Source organism: Wolbachia endosymbiont (group A) of Apoderus coryli, from assembly GCF_947251615.1.
In the GTDB taxonomy this organism is placed as follows: domain Bacteria; phylum Pseudomonadota; class Alphaproteobacteria; order Rickettsiales; family Anaplasmataceae; genus Wolbachia.
In genome coordinates, this window is the sequence record NZ_OX366367.1 from 158,353 (window position 1) to 175,808 (window position 17,456).

Consider the following 17,456-nt stretch of genomic DNA (forward strand, 5'->3'; position numbering starts at 1 on the left):
TTCAACAGTAGCTTTAAGTGTGTAACCTATAGAGAAAGCTTATCCATAGTAAAATCAATTTCTTTTTAAGTTATGGTTATACTCTTATAGCGTTTCATGGTAAAAAATAAACTAAAAATAAGCAAAGTGTTTTACAAAATGATATTACGTAATTTATTGTTTTTACTTCCGCCTGAAGTTGCTCACTCTTTGGCAATCATGGCATTAAAGAAAATACCTTATAAGAATCCTATAGAGCTACCAGAATCTTTGAGTGTGAATTTTTTTGGTAGTAAGCTCAGAAGCCCCGTAGGCTTGGCTGCAGGTTTTGACAAGAATGCAGAAGTTATAAGGCCTATGCTTTCATTTGGTTTTGGGTTTATTGAAACTGGTACTGTAACTCGTAATCCACAATATGGAAACAAAAAACCAAGAATTTTTCGGTTAATTAAAGATCAAGGGGTAATTAACAGATTGGGATTTAACAATAAAGGAATAGACTATTTTCTTAAACAAATAGATGAAACCAAGCTTGATGACTGCATTTTTGGTATAAATATAGGAAAAAATAGTGCATCGAAAGACCAAATCCGTGATTATGTTGATTTAATAAAGATGGTATATGGAAAAAGCAATTATATAGTGCTGAACATCTCATCCCCAAACACGCCTAATTTACGCAATCTGCACAATAAGCAAGAATTATCGGAATTGTTGAAATCCATCCGGAAATCAATTGATAATTCTAAATCCATACCAATAATATTAAAAATCTCACCAGATATAGATCAGCAAACGAAAGAAAATATCGCTGAGCTTGCGTTGGAATATAAGATTGACGGATTAACAGTAAGCAACACTACGGTAAGTAGAGATAATCTGCATTCCCACCACAACGAAAGTGGCGGATTGAGTGGCAAACCACTGTTCAAACTTTCAACCGAGTTATTGGGCGATATGTACAAATTTACTAAGGGCAAAATATTATTGATAGGGTGCGGAGGAATCTCAAGTGGTGCTGATGCATATAAAAAAATAAAGGCAGGAGCCTCTTTAGTGCAACTGTACACTGCTCTCATATACCAAGGGCCTCAAGTTGTGGATAAAATCAATCTGGAACTTGCAGAATTAGTAAGAAGGGATGGATTTAGTAACATTAGTGAGGTGGTGGGTTGTATACATTAATTTTGAAAGTTGTTGATATTATTTTAGTAAAACTAAACTAATTCTCTGATATAAAGGTGTGGTAGGAAGTGCTTTTCTTTTAAACAATGGGTATGAAAAATTTGAATGATGCAATATCTAAAATCATTGATTATAAATTTACAAATTATGCAATATTAGAAGAGGCACTAACTCACCCAAGCGTAAATAAAAGGAATAGCAAAAACCAGATTGTAAGCTACGAAAGACTAGAGTTTTTGGGCGATAGTGTTTTGAATATGGTCGTATCTGCCACACTGTTTAAACTATTTCCTGAAGAAAAAGAAGGAGCATTGGCAAAAAGAAAGACGGATTTAGTTTGTGGCAACACCATTGCTAATGTTGCTAAAGAAATAAAATTAGGCAGCTTTATCATTATGAATAATAGTGAACGCTGCAATGGAGGAAGATGTAACCTAAAAAATTTAGAAAACTCGCTTGAAGCACTAATAGGTGCAATTTATATTGATGGCGGGCTTGAAAATGTTGAAAAATTTATTATCCAATATTGGGAAAAGCTAGCTAAAAGTATGCTTGACCCCCCTCAAGATCCTAAAACCTCACTGCAAGAGTGGACTCAGAAAAGCAAATTGCCTTTACCAGAATATGAGCTTGTAAAACAAACTGGACCAGCACACAATCCTGAATTTACTATATCAGTTTGCATAGAAGATTATGGTAAAGTTTCTGCATGCGCTTCTAGTAAGAAGATTGCTGAACAAAAAGCTGCTGAGTTGATGCTAGAAAAAATTGGAAAAAACGCTTCAGTTTAGGCAAAATAGGCATTAATGTAAGTTTTAAGGAAGCTAATAGCGTTTAGGGGAAATGGTCAATTTAAGGAGAAGCATAGTATTATTCATAAAAAAGTTGATCTACCAAAAATTAAGCCTTATGTGGTGGAATATCAATGGCCGTTGTTGGAGATGCGGAAAAAAAAGAAGTAGCAAGTTACCAAAAGGTGTTATGCCAGATACATTTGGTCCAAGAGTTGTTTTGTGAAGTTGACAGAGTCAAGGAGAATGAAAGTTTTAAAAAATAGCATATTTTTTAATTATAAAATTTAATATTAACTGATATAGCTAACCCAAGAAAGGTTTTCCTACGTCATACCGCCGCGGTATCTCAGCATAGATTCCGCTAACAAGTAGCGGAATGACGAATTTTTGTTTTTCAAATTATCGGTAAATCTAAGTCAGTTTAGCTATATTATCTCTCACACTGCTTAGCTGAACAGATACCATAAAAGATAGCTAGAAAGCAATTGCACTTGCAGCAAATTTCAAGATACAAGCTTCTGTATTTATTTTAAATTAAAAAAAGCTCAAGAAAAATAAAGTCAATTTTTGGTATCTGTTCAGCAGAGTGGCAAAATAAGGTAGACGAGAAAAGACAACTATAGGAACAAATGGGTGTCATGCCAGTGCGTGACACTGGCATCCAGTCCTTTCGCACAGTTCCATCAAAAACGTTGTAAAGGATTAACCGCTTTCGTGTTTACCAACTTAGTGCCCAATCTGGATCCCAGTGTCAAGCACTGGGATGACAAGAAAGGGAGCACTGGATTTTTGTTTCAGTATTTGTACATTAGCCATGCATCTGAACAGATACAATTTTTGACGTCCCAAATATTACAGAATGTAGTTGGTTGATTGAGTAAAAACCAGTGAACGGTCAGGTTAAAACATGTTTTTAAATTTTTGCCAAAATCCTGGTTTATTATCATTAACCTTTGTAAATGTTATATTTAAACTGTATTTCGGATCATTTGGCACGTCGTATTTTATGCTAAATGTTGAAACTTTATCGTTATTGTAAATATGCACATCATCATATGATAGCTTTGTTGTGTAACACTTTACATGCTTTTGTTTATCATACACTAGATCACCTGACTCTCTTTCTAGTTCTACAAATTTCGTTTTTTTCTGACATTCCTTTATTTTTATTAAATCCTTATCTAGTGATATTGAAACTGGCAGCGTATTTCCAGCGTATTCTTTAGCTAAAAGTTCACTTTGAGGATACATTTTTATTTCCCTGCCAAAATGTGAGTCTATGAAATTATTGCTCCAAAATTTATCGCCAGAATGTACGTATTCGTCAGTAGCATACGGTACACCACCATAACTGCATTGAACTTTATAATCTCCAACACCGTTGTTTTGAAAAAAATCGTGAATGGCAGTGTAGCTACCGGCAGCATCATTTATGTAATCCATTACTTTATTCCTTAAACTTTTGGTTTATTATATCATAATCATTATGCCAATCAATCAAAAAAGCTCTTCCTTGCTGTTTTTAGAGCTGATTTTAAGCAAGTGCTCTTGATTAGTTGGGAGCATATTTATAAGATTGTGACATTCGTGCCTCCCAGTTTTTCACATACTGCTGAATCAATTCAGGATAATCTGTAATAATTAATAAATTTTCAGCATTTCCTTTTTTAGCTGTCTTACTCAGGTTAAACGACCCTGTGATAACTTTTTGATTATCAACAATCATTATCTTATTATGAGCAATTTTTGGCTTATCATCGATCCAAACTGGTACTCCACCTGAAAATAATTCATTTATAACACTATATTTTGAGTAGAGTTGCGATTTATCTAAAATGACTTTAACATCAACGCCACGTTCTTTAGCATTGATCAAAGATTTTGCAATTGTTCCAAGAGTAAATGTATATTCTTGAACTAGGATAGATTTTTTAGACTGATCTATTACGCTGATTATCGGCATAGCACAATCTTCTCCAGGTGAAAAGCAAACCGTAGCTTTTGGGCAGGGCGAAAATATAAAACCCGCATAGTAATACAGAGAAAAACACATTAACAAGAATAAAAAGTGAAAAAGCCTCACAACAACCCACCCCAGGATATACGGCGATAGGCTACATCATAATTTAATCACCTGTCAATAGACTTCTTGCATAACCATATAACAAACTTTTATTGGGAATAGAAACGAAAAAACTTACTTGACACCCTTTGCCAGCCCCCTTATCATAAAACTGAAGGTATTCAGTTATCTTCATCTGTGCAGATTAAACAGCAAAAAAACAACGTAGTTGGCGTCTTATTTTTAATTTTTTGCACTATGTGCACCTTATGTCTTCACAACATTTCTAGGTTTTTACCTATATAAGCTGAAACGCGCTTATAAGTCGTTTAAGACAGTATAGTACGCCAATTTGAAGGATTAGAGAGTGAACACTAATTACCACGGGGTTTCTTTTGCCTTTTTTTCTGCTTAGTAAATTTCTTAAACATTTTAGCTAAGGTTAGTTGCACTTAAAAGCAGCTAAATTGCAGTGTTTAAGACTTAAAAAACGCCAAATACTGAAAATAGACAATGACCAGGGCTTCCTTTGCCTTTTTTTTCGTTTGGTAAATTTCTTAAACATTTATGGCTAAACGACAACCGTCAATCCCGCTGCTTGTTAGCGGGATCTCTTGTTAGCGGCTGAGATACCGCGAATGAATCGCGGTATGACGGTTAAGTAGGGTGTCATTCCAGTCTGGGCACTGGGATGACAAAAAAGAGGCTACTTGGATGACACCCTGACAATCGTCATCCCGCTACGTGTTAGCGGAATCTATGCTAAGAGATACCGCGGCGGTATGACGATTCGTGGCGGTATGACGGTTCGCGGTGGCATGACGATAAGCCTCGTCATCCCGCTACGTGTTAGCGGAATCTATGCTAAGAGATACCGCGGCGGTATGACGATTCGTGGCGGTATGACGGTTCGTGGTGGGATGACGGTTCGCGGTGGCATGACGTAGGACTGCTGTCATTCCAGTCTGGAATCCAGCTTTTGATCGAAAATGTTGTATAGTGCACAATCAATTTTTCTGGATTCCAATGTCTGGGCACTGCCGTCTTGGATGGAAACCAGTGTCAGCTACTTGAATGACGAGAAAGGAGCTACTTGGATGACAAGAAAGTGGGCACTGGAATCTACCGTCTTAAGAGTCAAGATAAAAATTGTTATTTTTTATCATGGCATTTAAACAAACGATAATTTTTCTCATGACAGCAACTAATGCAACCTTAGCAGCTTTGCCAGAATCAACCAAACGCTGCTTTCATTTTTCTGTTGTGGCGCATAGCAACAAGAGCTGACATGTATAGTGCTTTCCTTGCATCTCCTTTGATTTGAGCTTTGCCAACTTTTCTTCCACTTTCGCTAGTTTTAGGTGCAACTCCAACCAAGCATGCAATTTCTCTATTCTCTAATCTACCAAACCTCTGTCAGTAGAACGCTCGCCGTCTTTGACCCAATACCTTTATAGCTGATTAAAAGCTCATTTTTTCCTTTCAATTCAGCTATCACGTCTTCTATGTCTTGCCTAATTTCCTTCAATTGTTTTTCAGCAAACTCTATCTGTCTTTCTATATATTCTCTAGCTTTTCCCGTTGCATTTTGCAGACGACACTTATTTGCATGATTTAAATTACGCTCAACTGCTCCTAGCTCCTTTAATTCTTCTTGCTTTTGTACATCCTTTTACTTCACCGTCTTTACTGATAAATTCAGCGTATTTTTCCAGTAATTTAGCATCCAATTTGTCAGTTTTTGCGAAGTGATTGCAAGCTTTGGCAAATGCATATACCCGATTCGGGTGAGCTTTATGGACAGTTATCTTGTAACAATTTTGCAACGAGTTTTTCGTAGCCGCCGGTTTACACATAACTTGATGGGTAAATCGACTATATTTGTTTCTATAAACTTAGATATAGCATCATTCATGTTTGCTATGCGCTTATGCTTGCCATTAATTCAATGTTCCCTTGGAAACATCTACTCCCATAAAATTTATTCTAGCCATTTTTTTACCTATAAATATAATCAATGCAAATGTTGTATACAGGATTGTAATTCGATCTTTTAGATCCACCTACCGTTCGTACTACATTTTGCTTTAAGCCAGCAACGGTTTTTACCCAGACACAGTATCACTCCTTTGCTTATCATAGTCTTTTGACTTTTTTTAAGATACAATCCAGGTCTTTTTTTTTAGACTGGATCCTATCATAGGATGACAGAAGCAGACACTCCACATTGTCATTCCAGTGCTTTGACTACTTGGATCCAGCTGAGTTGGTGAGTATAAAAGTATAGCTAATGCGAGCTCTACGTCATGCCGCCGTGGTATCTCTTAGCCGCTAACACGTAGCGGGATGACGGTTGTCAGGGTGTCATCCAGTACCTTCTCTTGTCATCCCAGTACCTTCTCTTGTCATCCCAGTACCTTCTCTTGTCATCCCAGTGCCTTCTCTTGTCATCCCAGTGCCCAGACACTGGGATCCAGGAAAGTTTGCTTGTTTACAAGCAAACTAGCATAGAAAGTGGTTACAACGTTTTCGATGAGATTATATGGAAAACTGGATTCCAGTGTCAAGCACTGGAATGACATCACAGGGGCACTGGAATGACACCCTTCACGGGCTCTTTTAGTCATAAATATTTAAGAAATTTACCAAACGAAAAAAAAGGCAAAAGAAGCCCCGTGGTTATTATCCGCTTTAAAATATTGGCGTTTTTTATGTTTTAAACGCTTGACAAGCGAGATTCAGCTGCTTTTAATTGCAACTAACCTACGCTGCAAATGTTTAAGAAATTTACTAAGCAGAAAAAAAGACAAAGAATCCCCGAGTTAGCTAGTCTTTTACTATCTCTGTCGAGTATTGGCATTTTTTGATGTCTTGTAACGCTTTATAAGCGCGTTCAGCTTATTTAGATAAAAATCTAGATGTAGATGAAGTTTTGTAAAGACATACAGTATCTATATACTGCAAAAAATTGAACATAAGACGCCGATACATTAAGTAATCCTTACCTTTTAATCTGCAGATTGGCGAAAGCAAATACAATAGCTTCAGTTTCATGATAAGGGGGCTGGCGAAGCTTGTCAAGGAAGTTTTTTGTTTCTAACGGTTGTTGCCAAAAACTATACAAGAAGTCTTTTAAGATCAATCACTTATCTTCAAGGCTTGAATAAAAGCATTCTGTGGAATATTTACGTTCCCTATAGAATGTAACCTTTTTTTACCCTTTTTTTGCTTTTCAAGTAGTTTCATTCTTCGCGTTACATCTCCACCATAGAGTTTAGCTGTTACATCTTTTCTGTATGGGTTAATCGTTTCTCTGGCAATAATTTTTCCGCCCACTGCCGCTTGAATCGCGATTTTATATTGCTGACGTGGTATTAGATCCTTCAAGCGTGCACATATTTCACGCCCCCTTTTTTCTGCCCTACTTTTGTGAACAATACAGGCTAATGCATCTACGGGCTCTCCATTAATTAAAAAGCTTAATTTATCTATTTGACTTTCCCGATAACTAGAGATTTCCCAATCCAAACTTGCGTACCCTTTGGAAATTGATTTTAATCGATCATAAAAGTCAAAAACAACCTCAGACAGTGGTAATTTATATCTTAATAATGCTGTTGTTGTGTTACCAATGTAAGATAAATCTTCCTGTTCTCCCCTCCTTTCTTCACATAGAGATAGAATCTCTCCCAAGTATTGGTCGGGGACCATTATTGTTGCAGTAATCCATGGTTCTTCCACAATTTCAATTTTCGTTGGATCTGGCATATCACTTGGGTTATGAATATTCAAAACTTCACCACTTTGTGTTGTAACCCTATATATAACGCTCGGCGCAGTTGCTGTTAGATCTAAATCAAACTCTCTTTCGAGTCTTTCTTGAATAACTTCAAGATGCAACATTCCCAAAAAACCACAACGAAATCCATAGCCTAGCGCATTTGAAGTTTCAGCTTCGAAGGTAAAACTTGCATCATTTAAATGTAACTTTTCTAGAGCTTCCCTTAAATATTTAAAATCATCCGTTTTGTGAGGGAAAATGCTACAAAATACCACAGGATGCACTTCTTTAAATCCAGGAAGTGCTTCACTACAAGGTCTCTTTTCCTCAGTGATAGTGTTCCCTACCTTGCAGTCTGCTACTTCCTTCATTGAAGCAGTTATAAAACCAACTTCACCCGCTGAAAGCTCACTCGTCATAACTTTTTTAGGGGTGAAAATACCAATATTGTCCACTTGATATGTAGCATTATTAGACATCATAACAATTCTCATGCCTTTTTTTAGCACTCCATTTTTAACTCGCACTAAAATTACTACTCCTAAGTAAGTGTCATACCAACTATCAACTAAAATTGCTTGCAATGGAGCATTTACATCACCTTGAGGAGCTGGAAGTTTTGCCACTATTGCTTCCAGTACATCTTTTATTCCAAGACCAGTCTTGGCTGATATTAAAACTGACTCACTTGCGTCAATACCAATTATTTCCTCAACCTGGAGTTTTACCCTTTCTGGATCTGCAGCAGGAAGATCAACTTTATTGAGCACAACTATTATTTCATGGTTGTTGTCAATAGCTTTATATACATTTGCAAGGGTTTGTGCTTCAACGCCCTGGCTACTATCTACCACTAAAAGCGAACCTTCACATGCAGCTAAGCTTCGACTTACCTCATAAGAAAAATCAACGTGACCTGGGGTGTCCATGAGATTTAGGCAATATTGATTACCGTCGTTTGCCGTATAATTGAGTTTTACCGTCTGTGCTTTAATTGTAATGCCACGTTCACGCTCTATATCCATTGAATCGAGTATTTGATTGATCATTTCTCTTGCTTCAAGGCCGTTACATTTCTCTATTAAACGGTCAGCAAGCGTTGACTTACCGTGGTCTATATGCGCTATTATTGCAAAATTTCTTATGTTGTTCATTTATGGCTATTTTGTTTAAGTAGAACCATTTTACATTTTAAGTGTTGTGAGGGCAATTATTTATTAAGAGACTATTTACTCCTTCAACATAGACGACACTTTTTTCGAGCAGGAAATCACTTTATTAACCATATAGTTTTCATGATTATTATCTATTTTAGGCAACTCATACAGATAATTTACCATCATCCCAGCCGACTGACTAATACCCTTTTCAGAAGTATCCGCCATCCAGTTTAATTGTTTTATCGATGCACCATTGCTTAAATGAAAATGCGCCACTGGATCATAGGCACTTCCATTATTGCTCTTAACCTTGAGCAAGTAATGTGCACATAGTTTAAGCATGCATTGTTTAGTTTCATTTGTACATTCAACGTTAGTTTTTAATTGCTCTGCACTTTCTAAAATTTCTGCACTAGATTGTTTTATATTTAGTTTGCCCAATAAAGTGACATCTTGGTTTAGATTGTTTTTTAGCCATTTCGTAAAGCCAGGTATTGGAGAAAGAGTTGCGTATGTTTTTATACTTTTAAACTCTTGTGACAGCTTTTCTACAACCCTTTTGATCAAAAAATTACCAAGGCTGATTCCAGATAACCCTGCTTGAGTATTTGATATTGAATAGAATATAGCAGTGCTTGCATTACTTGGATCATTTGAAGGTACCGACTCATCTAAAAGGTGTTGAATGCTATCTGCAATCTTATCCATTAATGCAACTTCTACAAAAATCAAAGGTTCGTTTGGTATCTTGTAATGAAAAAAAGCAAAACAGAGACCCAGCCTGTTTTTTAAGTCATCCCAAGAGGAAATTTTATGCACAGCTTCATATTTTATAAGTTTTTCTAGCAATGATGCAGGTGAATCCCAAGTGATTTGACGAAGATCGAGTAGATCAACATCAACCCAAGTATAGAGTATATTTTTTAATTCGTTCTCTAGTGGATTCAAGCTTCTATATTGGTTCTTTAGCTTAAGCACGTCAGAACGCATATCAACAATAAACTTAAGGCCTTCTGGTAAAGAAATAAATTGCTTCAATATTTTAGAACGCGGTGATTCAAGAATTTTTATCAAATCTTGCTCAAACTTATAGCCTAACTCAGGATTTTGATTCTTTTGATACTCTTTTATTTTCTCGTCTATTTCCTCTTTATTCGGATTAAATTTTTCTGCCAGGGTTTGCAGAAATTTTATTTTACCTTTCTCTGATAAGCTTAAGTACAAATTACCAAGAGATACAGCATTCTTACGTGCTGAAACCTCCCCTCCCTTTGGATTTAAGCACTCGTTCATCTTCAAGACTAAACTATCGATATCGCGACTGTTACTTAAATCAGGACCGATGTTACCAATCCATGATCTTACAGCATCTGCCACTCCACCTAGTATTTTAAAAAAGCTCCTTACCGCTTTTTTGTCTTCAACTTTCACTATATCAGTTTTTACCAATGATTCTTTCGTCATAGATTCCCTTTATTATACATGGCTAATGCAAGTCAGGTTTCCCCACGTCATACCGCCGCGGTATCTCTAGATACCGCTAACAAGCAGCGGGATGACGAATTTGTCGTTTGTCAAATCGTCGGTAAACCCAAGTTATTTTAGCTACATGTAGCTTAAGTTAAAGGAAAATTTTAGCTACATAGCAGGCACTATTACTAGATTATTAATAATTCAGTAATACAATTAATTTCAGAATGTTAATGGGGAGCAAGATTATGGCAGAAGCAAAGAAAAATCCAATCGTTACATTAAACGCTCAAGCTAAAGAATTTGACTTCAGTAAATTAAGAGCTGCAGAGGATAATAAAGAAGCAAACTCTGGCGAAACAATGTACTTAGATTTCCACAGGATGAATTTCGTTATTAATGAAAAAAAAATAGATAAAAGTCTTATTATTGCGCTGAAAGAAGGAGCGAAGGACTATGAGAGTAAGCTTCTTAGTGAGAATGATATTTATAGTGATTCTCTAGTTGGTGAAAGAGAAATAGATACAGATCAGGGTAGAGTTTTTGTTGATTCAGTGTTAAAAGAGCTTAATCAGAATAGATTACCTAAAATTTGGGAGAACCACTTCAATAATCCTGAAACTACTGATCATCAGAAAACTGATTCATATAGAAAAGAGTTTGAAAGATTTTACAACATAGGAAAGGAGCATAATCACCTACTACCAAAAAAGGGAGATAAAAATCACCGCCCATTTGCAAAAGAAGTTTTTAAGGAAATGTTCAAATATGCTGGAGCAAAAGTTCCAAGTGACCCCATTTTAGAAGAGCTAGTTACTAATTGTAATCAAGCAGGGTATGGAGCTGGTATATTTAATGAGTATCACGCTGCGCTCAGCAGTTACAGCTTAACTCCACATGATCCTGAAAAAGCACTAAATATCTACTACATTGACCACAATCACATAAAAATTAAGTCTGATATGGCAATACCTATAACCACATTTGATAATCCAGAAGAAAAAATATGTGATCTATCCAGCTCATTAGAATTCACACTTGAGTCTCAAGATAGTAAAGATGGTGTAACATATAAAGATGGTAAATTATCACTTACTGCTCCTGAAGAGCTAAAAAACTATCAAGAGGGTGAAAAGAGTTTGTTTGACATTATTAAAGAATATTTCCAAAAATTTTGTGAAAAATTAGGATTTAAATTCGAAGCGAACACACAAATAGAATATAATTTGGGCAATTCGCTAAAAGTAGACAGTCACCTGGAAAGTGTGGAACCTCCTGTCCACAGTAACGGACATGTTCATGGCGGTTAAGAATTACTAACCCTTCTAACATTAGACTTCTTGCATAACCATATAACGAACTTTTATTGGGAATAGAGACAAAAAACTTACTTGACACCCTTCGCCAGCTCCCTTATTATGATAATAAGGGTATTTATGACTCAAAACTTGTTTTTGACCTGCAGGCTCAATGACAAAATTCAGTAAAAAACTCAGGGTATTTATTGGCGGATTACATAAAATTATAGCGGCTGCATGTCTTTTTTATTTTTTCTACATTCAGCCAAATCGCGCTTAATTTAAGCGTTAGAACATTATTACAGCGCCAGTTTAAATTATTATAGGGTCAAAACTCACACTACGGGGCTTCTTTGCCTTTTTTTTCGTTTAGTAAATTTCTTAACGTTTATAATTTAGATTAGTTGCGGCTTAAAAGCAGCTAAATCGCGGTTATTAAGTGTTTAGAATAAAAAAACGCCATACTTGAAAGTATAATGTAAGTAATTAGCCAACCACGGGGCTTCTTTTGCCTTTTTTTTCGTTTGGTAAATTTCTTAATGTTTATAGCTAAAAGAGCCCAAGAGAGGTGTTATTCCAGTGCCCCTATGATGTCATTCCAGTGCTTGACACTGGAATCTAGTTCTTATTGTACATTCAATGGCGTCAACTTAAGGACACATTTTAGACTTCTTTGTTGAAATAAAACAGAAACAAAAGTGCTGTTTATTGCACTCTTTGGATAATTTAATGATAAAAAATTTAGAGAGAAATTTTATACACAATCACTGATATTTTCCCTTAAATTGACGCCATTGATTGTACATTTACTTGGTAGAGTTAAGTTTTCTGGATCCCAGTGTCTGGGCACTGGGATGACACCATTCTTTTTCCTGGATTCCAAACTGGGATGACAGCTAGCCTGACAACCGTCATCCCGCTGCTTGTTAGCGGGATCTATGTTAAGGTATGACGGTTAAGTCATCCCGCTACGTGTTAGCGGCTAAGAGATACCGCGGTGGTATGACGTAGGACTGCTATCGTCCCGCTGCTTGTTAGCGGATGAGATACCGCGGCGGTATGACGAGGGAAACCTGACTTGCATTAGCTATATCAAGCTTAAAATGTTGATAATCTTAAATTTCTTTACTAAATTATAATAATAACATAGTTTGGCCTATCAACCAAAAAGAATTAAAAGTATACCTAAGCTAATTATTATCCAAACTAATCGTCGGTTGTGCATCTTGCTCAGAGATTAGGGCAACCAACAAATTATTTATCAATTGAACTTTTTGCTTGCCATCTAATTGTAGGCTTTTGTTTTTTTCAAAATGAGCTATTACTTCCTCGACAATTCCTATTGCATTTTGCACTATATGCCTTCTTGCCGAAGTGATAGCATGTGCTTGTTGACGCCTTAACATTGCTTGTGCAATCTCGGATGAGTATGCTAAATGTGATATTCTTGCTTCTGTAATCTCAATTCCTGCAATATCTAATCTTTGTTGTAACATTGACTGCAATTCACTCGAAATTTTATCAGAATTTTTACGTAAAGATTCCTCATCGCTTTCGCTGTCATACGGATAGTTACTAGCTAATTCTCTTATTACTGAGTCACTTTGTACAAAAACAAATTCGTGATAGTTGTTAACATTATAATACGCCTTTGCCGGGCTGTTTACTCTCCAAACAATCACTGCTGAAATCTCTATTGGACTTCCGTTTGCATCATTAACTTTTATTTTTTCTGTGTTAATATTCTGAAATTTTAGGGAAACTATATATTTGTTTGAAAAGGGAAGCGTTACACATATTCCAGACTTAAAATAAGTTCCAATATAATGACCAAAAAACTCTATCACTCTTGCTTCATTAGGGTCATTAATAAAAAATCCTTGAAGAAAAGTCAAAATTGAAACAACAACAACTCCAAGTGCAATTGTGCTGTCATATGCCAAAAAAAGCAGCGATAAAATTAATCCTAGCGCTATTAATACAGGAAAAGCCCGAATTTGACTCAAATTTCTATCGTTTATCGTATTCTTATCCATATTGTCTTTAAACTTCTTTTCCACTTGAACCCTCTCTGTTGATCGTTTTATTTATCTTATTTACAAATAGTTTAAACTCTCTTAATTCATGATCAGGCAATTTTACTTCAGTTTTATGCGCTATCGTAAGCGGATCGATGTGTTTGCCGTTATATATAACTTCGTAATGTAAATGGGGTCCTGTTGCAACACCAGTGCTACCAACATAGGCGATGACCTGCCCCTGCTTTACTTTAGAGCCTAACTTTATATCGCCACTAAATCTACTTATATGCGCGTAACAGGTTGAATACTCATTTTTATGTTTTATTTTTATGTAATTTCCATAGCCACCATTCTTTCCTATATATTCTACCACACCCTCTGCAGCAGCGTATATGGGAGTGCCAAGCTTAGCTGCATAATCCACTCCTTTGTGAAAAGCAATTTTACCGCGAACAGGATGCTTTCTATTACCAAATTTTGAGGATATGCGATAATCTCCATTCAAAGGATTTGCAAAAATTTCGCCATTTTTAAAGCTTATTCCTTCATTATTAAAATACCTTTCTTTGCCGTCTTGCGATTTATAATGATATAAACTAATAGCTTTCTTGTTTATTGTCAGTGAAGAATATAAAATTTTTTCTTCAGTCTTCTGATTATTAGGCAATCTCTCAAAAAGAACCTCCAATTTACTCTTTGGCACAATGTCTTTTTTAAAATCAACACCAAAATCTTTATATATGTTGATCAATTTTACCACTGTATTTGGCGCCAATCCTTGCTCAATTCCCGTGGCAAAAAAGGAAGACTTTATGGTACTGGATATGAATAATAATTTTCTATCATGGTTACTTTCTGTCACCTCAAAATCCTCTCCTGTCATTCCAGCGCTTGACGCTGGAATCCAGTTGGTGTGTCCATTTGTAATTGAATTTTCTGGATCCCAGTGTCTAGGCACACAACTGTACGAACATTGCAATTTGCGGGTGGTGTCATTCCAGTGCTTGACACTGGAATCCAGCTCTTTGACTGACAATGCTGCATAGTGTGCTTGAATTTTTCTGGATCCCAGTGTCTGGGCACTGGGATGACACCCTACACACTGGAACAGCACTGCAAGATCTGTTGATGTTTCAGTAGCATATGCTGGTAAAATACAAAGCAATACAAATATTACCAGCCTCATAGCTTATCAACAAAAGTAAAATTACCTTCCACATACTGTACATCATCATTATCTTCTAGCTCTTCAACCAATGCAGATAATTTATCAATCAACTCTTTATCGCTAATTTCAATCAGATCTTTTGGCTGCCATGAAAGACGAGCAAGTTCTGGTTCTCCGAATTTTGCATAAAAGGCATCGCGTACTTTACCAAAATCTTTTATTTCACAAGTTATAACGTGTAACCCTTCTTTGTCATTTTCTTCAACATTCAATACTTCTAATTCGATTCCATGACTGAATAAATCGTCAAAATTCACACCCTCTGCTTTATAGACAATTAAACCTACATGATCAAAAAGATAACTAACGCTTCCTGTTTCTCCTAAATTTCCACCTTTGCGAGAAAAAATATAACGCACCTCAGAAGCAGTGCGGTTGCGGTTATTAGTCAAGGCATGGACAATGAGTGCAGTGCCAGAAGGCCCATGACCTTCATATTGGATTTCCTCATAATTTTCTCCAGCAACGTTACCAGTTGCATTTTTTATTGCTGTTTCTATTTTATCTTTTGGTAGATTTTCCTTGCGTGCAGCAAATATAGCAGAGCGAAGGCGCGGGTTGAGTTCGTGATCGGGTAGCCCTTGCTTTGCAGCAACTGTTATTTCTCTAATCAGCTTCGTAAATTTTTGAGAGCGCTTTGCATCCTGAGCACCTTTTCGGTGTTTGATATTTGAAAATTGTGAATGACCAGCCATATTCAAATAGTTAAAAACCTAATTATATATCAAAGCATAGAAAAAACTAAAGCAAATTTTCAAGCCTCCGGCTTGGCATCTTGCAGGTTTTCTGCTAATAACATACTTTCATACTGCTTAGCTTCTAAGTCAAGGCCAATAGCTGAATGGGCTGCTATTAAATGGTTAATAGACTTAGAAAAATATTTAGAATCCTTATAGCTTGCCATATTCTGGAAACGCTTAATTGCTGCCAAATATTCACCACGCCTCAGATAAAATTTACCGATAAAATACTCTTTTGTTGATATATGCTCTGTGATTAGCTTTGCTTTTTCCTTTATCTCGTCTACATATTCGCTGCCTGGAAAGAGATTAATGTACTCTGTAGCCAGCTCTAAAGTTTTATATGCAGTTTGCTGTCCAAGTTGCACTTTATTAATTTGCATGTAATAAGATAATACTCTTAAGTAGTATACATATGGTAAATCTTCACCATTTGAATAAACATATATATAATCATCCATATCACTTGCAGCACTGCTATAGTTACCCATATTATAGTGAGAAACCCCAGATAATAATTTCGCTTTCATTGCCCAATAAGACAAAGGATACAAATCCTCTATCTTATGAAATGCCCTAATAGCTTGTTTATATTTTTTCTGGTCAAAAAGTTCAACTGCTTCTTCATATAGTTCAGTTTCAGTTTTTTCAAGATCATTCGCATACGATTGTGTAAAGGAGCAAATTAGGAAAATAAAGCACGTGATTAAAGTCTTATACATAAGATTTTTTTCGATCAAAATAAAGTATAGACCTAAATATTACTTAAATAAATAAATTTCTTAGGCAATAGCCGGCCCTTCTTCTTTATAACTACGGTCAGAACTACCTGCATTTCTTGATTCACCTCGTCCTTCCACTTTTGGATCTTTCAGCGTCTTGCTGTAGGAATGTATAGTTAAGACCTGTACAGCCATAAAAATTGCAATACCTATCAAGCCTAAAGTAGGTCCAACAGCAGGATTTAAGGACGATGCTAATGCCATTAACATTATCCTTCTTATTAAAAATATAGAAGAACCAGCAAGCGCCAATCCGGCTACAGACATATTGCTAGTTTTCTTGCTAGATTTCTCATCAAGATCAGACTTTTCTGTTTCCTTTTTCTTATTTTTTTCATGCTTATCAATATAAGAAACAATAGTTACAAGAAAAGCAATTGCATTGGCAAGAAATAAAATTGCATCCTCTGCTGCTTCAAGTGAAGATGTTTCACCCATTATCATACCTACAATGACCAGTGCAGTTGTTATAGCCTCAATATAGATCAAACACTGACCTATATCAGAAATATTGTGCTCTTTTTCCTTTACTTCCTCTTCATTTTCAATATTTTTCAACTCTCGTTCTTTTTGTGCTATTTTCCTATTATTGTAAATTAAATATAGTGTACAAATAAGAGATAGGACCATGAAAGGTAATATAGTGTGGCTTAGCGTGCCACTTATCACGCCAAGTAATACCTGATCGCTACATATTTTTTCCAGTTCAATAGCCATAAATAATGCAAATGGAACCATTGTTACCAATGATGCACATTGTCTATATAGCTCTCTTTTTTTTAGTGTTAATAGCTCTTGTTCTAGCCTTTCTCTTTTGACTTCTTTATCAACTGTTGGCCAAAAATCCCAAAAAAACTCTTCTAATGGTTCAAAATCTCTTTTTTTCTTATTCTTTCCTGGAACCTTTTTGGTAGAAGAAAATTTGCCACTAGGTGTTTTCATAATATTAACCTAAT

19 protein-coding genes and 3 pseudogenes are annotated in these 17,456 nt (G+C 35.9%); 9 read left to right on the forward strand and 13 right to left on the reverse strand.

What is annotated here, in order from left to right:
* Positions 1-96 precede the first annotated feature (96 nt).
* From OPR43_RS00890 to OPR43_RS00900, 3 genes and pseudogenes are all read left to right on the forward strand, one after another.
* Positions 97-1,164 (forward strand): quinone-dependent dihydroorotate dehydrogenase, encoded by a 1,068-nt coding sequence (locus tag OPR43_RS00890; protein ID WP_265035008.1) that lies wholly within the window; start codon positions 97-99, stop codon positions 1,162-1,164.
* Positions 1,165-1,256: 92 nt separating this feature from the next.
* The gene (gene rnc / locus OPR43_RS00895) at positions 1,257-1,955 is read left to right on the forward strand and encodes a ribonuclease III (protein WP_265035009.1); all 699 of its coding nucleotides are present in this window, start codon (positions 1,257-1,259) and stop codon (positions 1,953-1,955) included.
* 81 nt (positions 1,956-2,036) lie between these two features.
* A pseudogene (locus OPR43_RS00900) lies at positions 2,037-2,172 on the forward strand (IS66 family transposase); the annotation flags it as partial.
* Positions 2,173-2,487: 315 nt separating this feature from the next.
* Here OPR43_RS00900 and OPR43_RS00905 read toward each other — a convergent pair.
* From OPR43_RS00905 to OPR43_RS00920, 4 genes are all read right to left on the reverse strand, one after another.
* Positions 2,488-2,634: a hypothetical protein gene (locus OPR43_RS00905; protein WP_265035011.1), complete on the reverse strand. Its 147-nt coding sequence runs from the start codon at positions 2,632-2,634 to the stop codon at positions 2,488-2,490.
* A 224-nt stretch (positions 2,635-2,858) separates the two neighbouring features.
* Positions 2,859-3,401, reverse strand: a complete 543-nt coding sequence (locus OPR43_RS00910; RefSeq protein ID WP_265035012.1) for a hypothetical protein — start codon at positions 3,399-3,401, stop codon at positions 2,859-2,861.
* A 109-nt stretch (positions 3,402-3,510) separates the two neighbouring features.
* The gene (locus OPR43_RS00915) at positions 3,511-4,041 is read right to left on the reverse strand and encodes a phospholipase D family nuclease (RefSeq protein ID WP_265025859.1); all 531 of its coding nucleotides are present in this window, start codon (positions 4,039-4,041) and stop codon (positions 3,511-3,513) included.
* Between the two features lie 43 nt (positions 4,042-4,084).
* Positions 4,085-4,216: a hypothetical protein gene (locus OPR43_RS00920; protein ID WP_265035013.1), complete on the reverse strand. Its 132-nt coding sequence runs from the start codon at positions 4,214-4,216 to the stop codon at positions 4,085-4,087.
* Between the two features lie 514 nt (positions 4,217-4,730).
* Here OPR43_RS00920 and OPR43_RS00925 point away from each other — a divergent pair.
* Both OPR43_RS00925 and OPR43_RS00930 read left to right on the forward strand, forming a co-directional pair.
* Entirely contained in the window at positions 4,731-4,967 is a 237-nt protein-coding gene (locus OPR43_RS00925; RefSeq protein ID WP_265034406.1) for a hypothetical protein, read from the forward strand.
* A gap of 42 nt (positions 4,968-5,009) precedes the next feature.
* Positions 5,010-5,195 carry a hypothetical protein gene (locus OPR43_RS00930; RefSeq protein WP_265025858.1) on the forward strand — a complete coding sequence of 62 codons (186 nt, stop codon included), beginning with the start codon at positions 5,010-5,012 and terminating at the stop codon, positions 5,193-5,195.
* Here OPR43_RS00930 and OPR43_RS08460 read toward each other — a convergent pair.
* Positions 5,151-6,014: pseudogene (locus OPR43_RS08460) on the reverse strand (transposase). The gene OPR43_RS00930 and the pseudogene OPR43_RS08460 overlap by 45 nt on opposite strands.
* 387 nt (positions 6,015-6,401) lie before the next feature.
* On the opposite strand from OPR43_RS08460, the gene OPR43_RS00950 reads away from it, so the two are divergent.
* Positions 6,402-6,599, forward strand: coding sequence for a hypothetical protein (locus tag OPR43_RS00950; RefSeq protein WP_265035014.1), 198 nt, complete (start codon positions 6,402-6,404; stop codon positions 6,597-6,599).
* A 559-nt stretch (positions 6,600-7,158) separates the two neighbouring features.
* On the opposite strand, the gene lepA is transcribed toward OPR43_RS00950, so the two are convergent.
* Positions 7,159-8,955 carry a translation elongation factor 4 gene (gene lepA, locus OPR43_RS00955; RefSeq protein WP_265035016.1) on the reverse strand — a complete coding sequence of 599 codons (1,797 nt, stop codon included), beginning with the start codon at positions 8,953-8,955 and terminating at the stop codon, positions 7,159-7,161.
* Between the two features lie 75 nt (positions 8,956-9,030).
* Positions 9,031-10,425 carry a malonyl-CoA decarboxylase gene (locus tag OPR43_RS00960; protein ID WP_265035018.1) on the reverse strand — a complete coding sequence of 465 codons (1,395 nt, stop codon included), beginning with the start codon at positions 10,423-10,425 and terminating at the stop codon, positions 9,031-9,033.
* A gap of 18 nt (positions 10,426-10,443) precedes the next feature.
* Here OPR43_RS00960 and OPR43_RS00965 point away from each other — a divergent pair, with 18 nt between their 5' ends.
* From OPR43_RS00965 to OPR43_RS00975, 3 genes and pseudogenes are all read left to right on the forward strand, one after another.
* Positions 10,444-10,566 carry a hypothetical protein gene (locus OPR43_RS00965; RefSeq protein WP_265035020.1) on the forward strand — a complete coding sequence of 41 codons (123 nt, stop codon included), beginning with the start codon at positions 10,444-10,446 and terminating at the stop codon, positions 10,564-10,566.
* Positions 10,567-10,679: 113 nt separating this feature from the next.
* A pseudogene (locus OPR43_RS00970) lies at positions 10,680-11,664 on the forward strand (hypothetical protein); the annotation flags it as partial.
* A 604-nt stretch (positions 11,665-12,268) separates the two neighbouring features.
* A complete protein-coding gene (locus tag OPR43_RS00975) occupies positions 12,269-12,409 on the forward strand; it encodes a hypothetical protein (protein ID WP_265035022.1) in 141 nt (46 codons plus the stop codon).
* Positions 12,410-12,483: 74 nt separating this feature from the next.
* Here the strand turns inward: OPR43_RS00975 and OPR43_RS00980 are convergent, their stop codons facing one another.
* The 6 genes from OPR43_RS00980 to OPR43_RS01010 form a co-directional block, all read right to left on the reverse strand.
* A complete protein-coding gene (locus OPR43_RS00980; RefSeq protein WP_265035023.1) occupies positions 12,484-12,612 on the reverse strand; it encodes a WPE palindromic element domain-containing protein in 129 nt (42 codons plus the stop codon).
* Positions 12,613-12,919: 307 nt separating this feature from the next.
* Positions 12,920-13,765: an SPFH domain-containing protein gene (locus OPR43_RS00985; protein WP_265035614.1), complete on the reverse strand. Its 846-nt coding sequence runs from the start codon at positions 13,763-13,765 to the stop codon at positions 12,920-12,922.
* Positions 13,766-13,772: 7 nt separating this feature from the next.
* The gene (locus OPR43_RS00990) at positions 13,773-14,936 is read right to left on the reverse strand and encodes a peptidoglycan DD-metalloendopeptidase family protein (RefSeq protein WP_410540916.1); all 1,164 of its coding nucleotides are present in this window, start codon (positions 14,934-14,936) and stop codon (positions 13,773-13,775) included.
* Positions 14,933-15,673 (reverse strand): YebC/PmpR family DNA-binding transcriptional regulator, encoded by a 741-nt coding sequence (locus OPR43_RS01000; RefSeq protein ID WP_265035618.1) that lies wholly within the window; start codon positions 15,671-15,673, stop codon positions 14,933-14,935. Before OPR43_RS01000 ends, OPR43_RS00990 begins: the two co-directional genes overlap by 4 nt.
* A 59-nt stretch (positions 15,674-15,732) precedes the next feature.
* Positions 15,733-16,440: an outer membrane protein assembly factor BamD gene (locus OPR43_RS01005; RefSeq protein WP_265035027.1), complete on the reverse strand. Its 708-nt coding sequence runs from the start codon at positions 16,438-16,440 to the stop codon at positions 15,733-15,735.
* A gap of 60 nt (positions 16,441-16,500) precedes the next feature.
* Positions 16,501-17,442 (reverse strand): hypothetical protein, encoded by a 942-nt coding sequence (locus tag OPR43_RS01010; protein WP_265035030.1) that lies wholly within the window; start codon positions 17,440-17,442, stop codon positions 16,501-16,503.
* Positions 17,443-17,456 lie beyond the last annotated feature (14 nt).

What these genes read in the sequence shown, in the direction of transcription:
- OPR43_RS00890 (WP_265035008.1), top strand. Translation starts at nt 97, where the DNA reads ATGGTAAAAAATAAACTAAAAATAAGCAAAGTGTTTTACAAAATGATA.
- rnc (WP_265035009.1), top strand. Translation starts at nt 1,257, where the DNA reads ATGAAAAATTTGAATGATGCAATATCTAAAATCATTGATTATAAATTT.
- OPR43_RS00910 (WP_265035012.1), bottom strand. Translation starts at nt 3,401, where the DNA reads ATGGATTACATAAATGATGCTGCCGGTAGCTACACTGCCATTCACGAT.
- OPR43_RS00920 (WP_265035013.1), bottom strand. Translation starts at nt 4,216, where the DNA reads ATGAAGATAACTGAATACCTTCAGTTTTATGATAAGGGGGCTGGCAAA.
- OPR43_RS00930 (WP_265025858.1), top strand. Translation starts at nt 5,010, where the DNA reads ATGTTGTATAGTGCACAATCAATTTTTCTGGATTCCAATGTCTGGGCA.
- lepA (WP_265035016.1), bottom strand. Translation starts at nt 8,955, where the DNA reads ATGAACAACATAAGAAATTTTGCAATAATAGCGCATATAGACCACGGT.
- OPR43_RS00960 (WP_265035018.1), bottom strand. Translation starts at nt 10,425, where the DNA reads ATGACGAAAGAATCATTGGTAAAAACTGATATAGTGAAAGTTGAAGAC.
- OPR43_RS00965 (WP_265035020.1), top strand. Translation starts at nt 10,444, where the DNA reads ATGGCTAATGCAAGTCAGGTTTCCCCACGTCATACCGCCGCGGTATCT.
- OPR43_RS00975 (WP_265035022.1), top strand. Translation starts at nt 12,269, where the DNA reads ATGTTTATAGCTAAAAGAGCCCAAGAGAGGTGTTATTCCAGTGCCCCT.
- OPR43_RS00985 (WP_265035614.1), bottom strand. Translation starts at nt 13,765, where the DNA reads ATGGATAAGAATACGATAAACGATAGAAATTTGAGTCAAATTCGGGCT.
- OPR43_RS00990 (WP_410540916.1), bottom strand. Translation starts at nt 14,936, where the DNA reads ATGAGGCTGGTAATATTTGTATTGCTTTGTATTTTACCAGCATATGCT.
- OPR43_RS01000 (WP_265035618.1), bottom strand. Translation starts at nt 15,673, where the DNA reads ATGGCTGGTCATTCACAATTTTCAAATATCAAACACCGAAAAGGTGCT.
- OPR43_RS01005 (WP_265035027.1), bottom strand. Translation starts at nt 16,440, where the DNA reads ATGTATAAGACTTTAATCACGTGCTTTATTTTCCTAATTTGCTCCTTT.
- OPR43_RS01010 (WP_265035030.1), bottom strand. Translation starts at nt 17,442, where the DNA reads ATGAAAACACCTAGTGGCAAATTTTCTTCTACCAAAAAGGTTCCAGGA.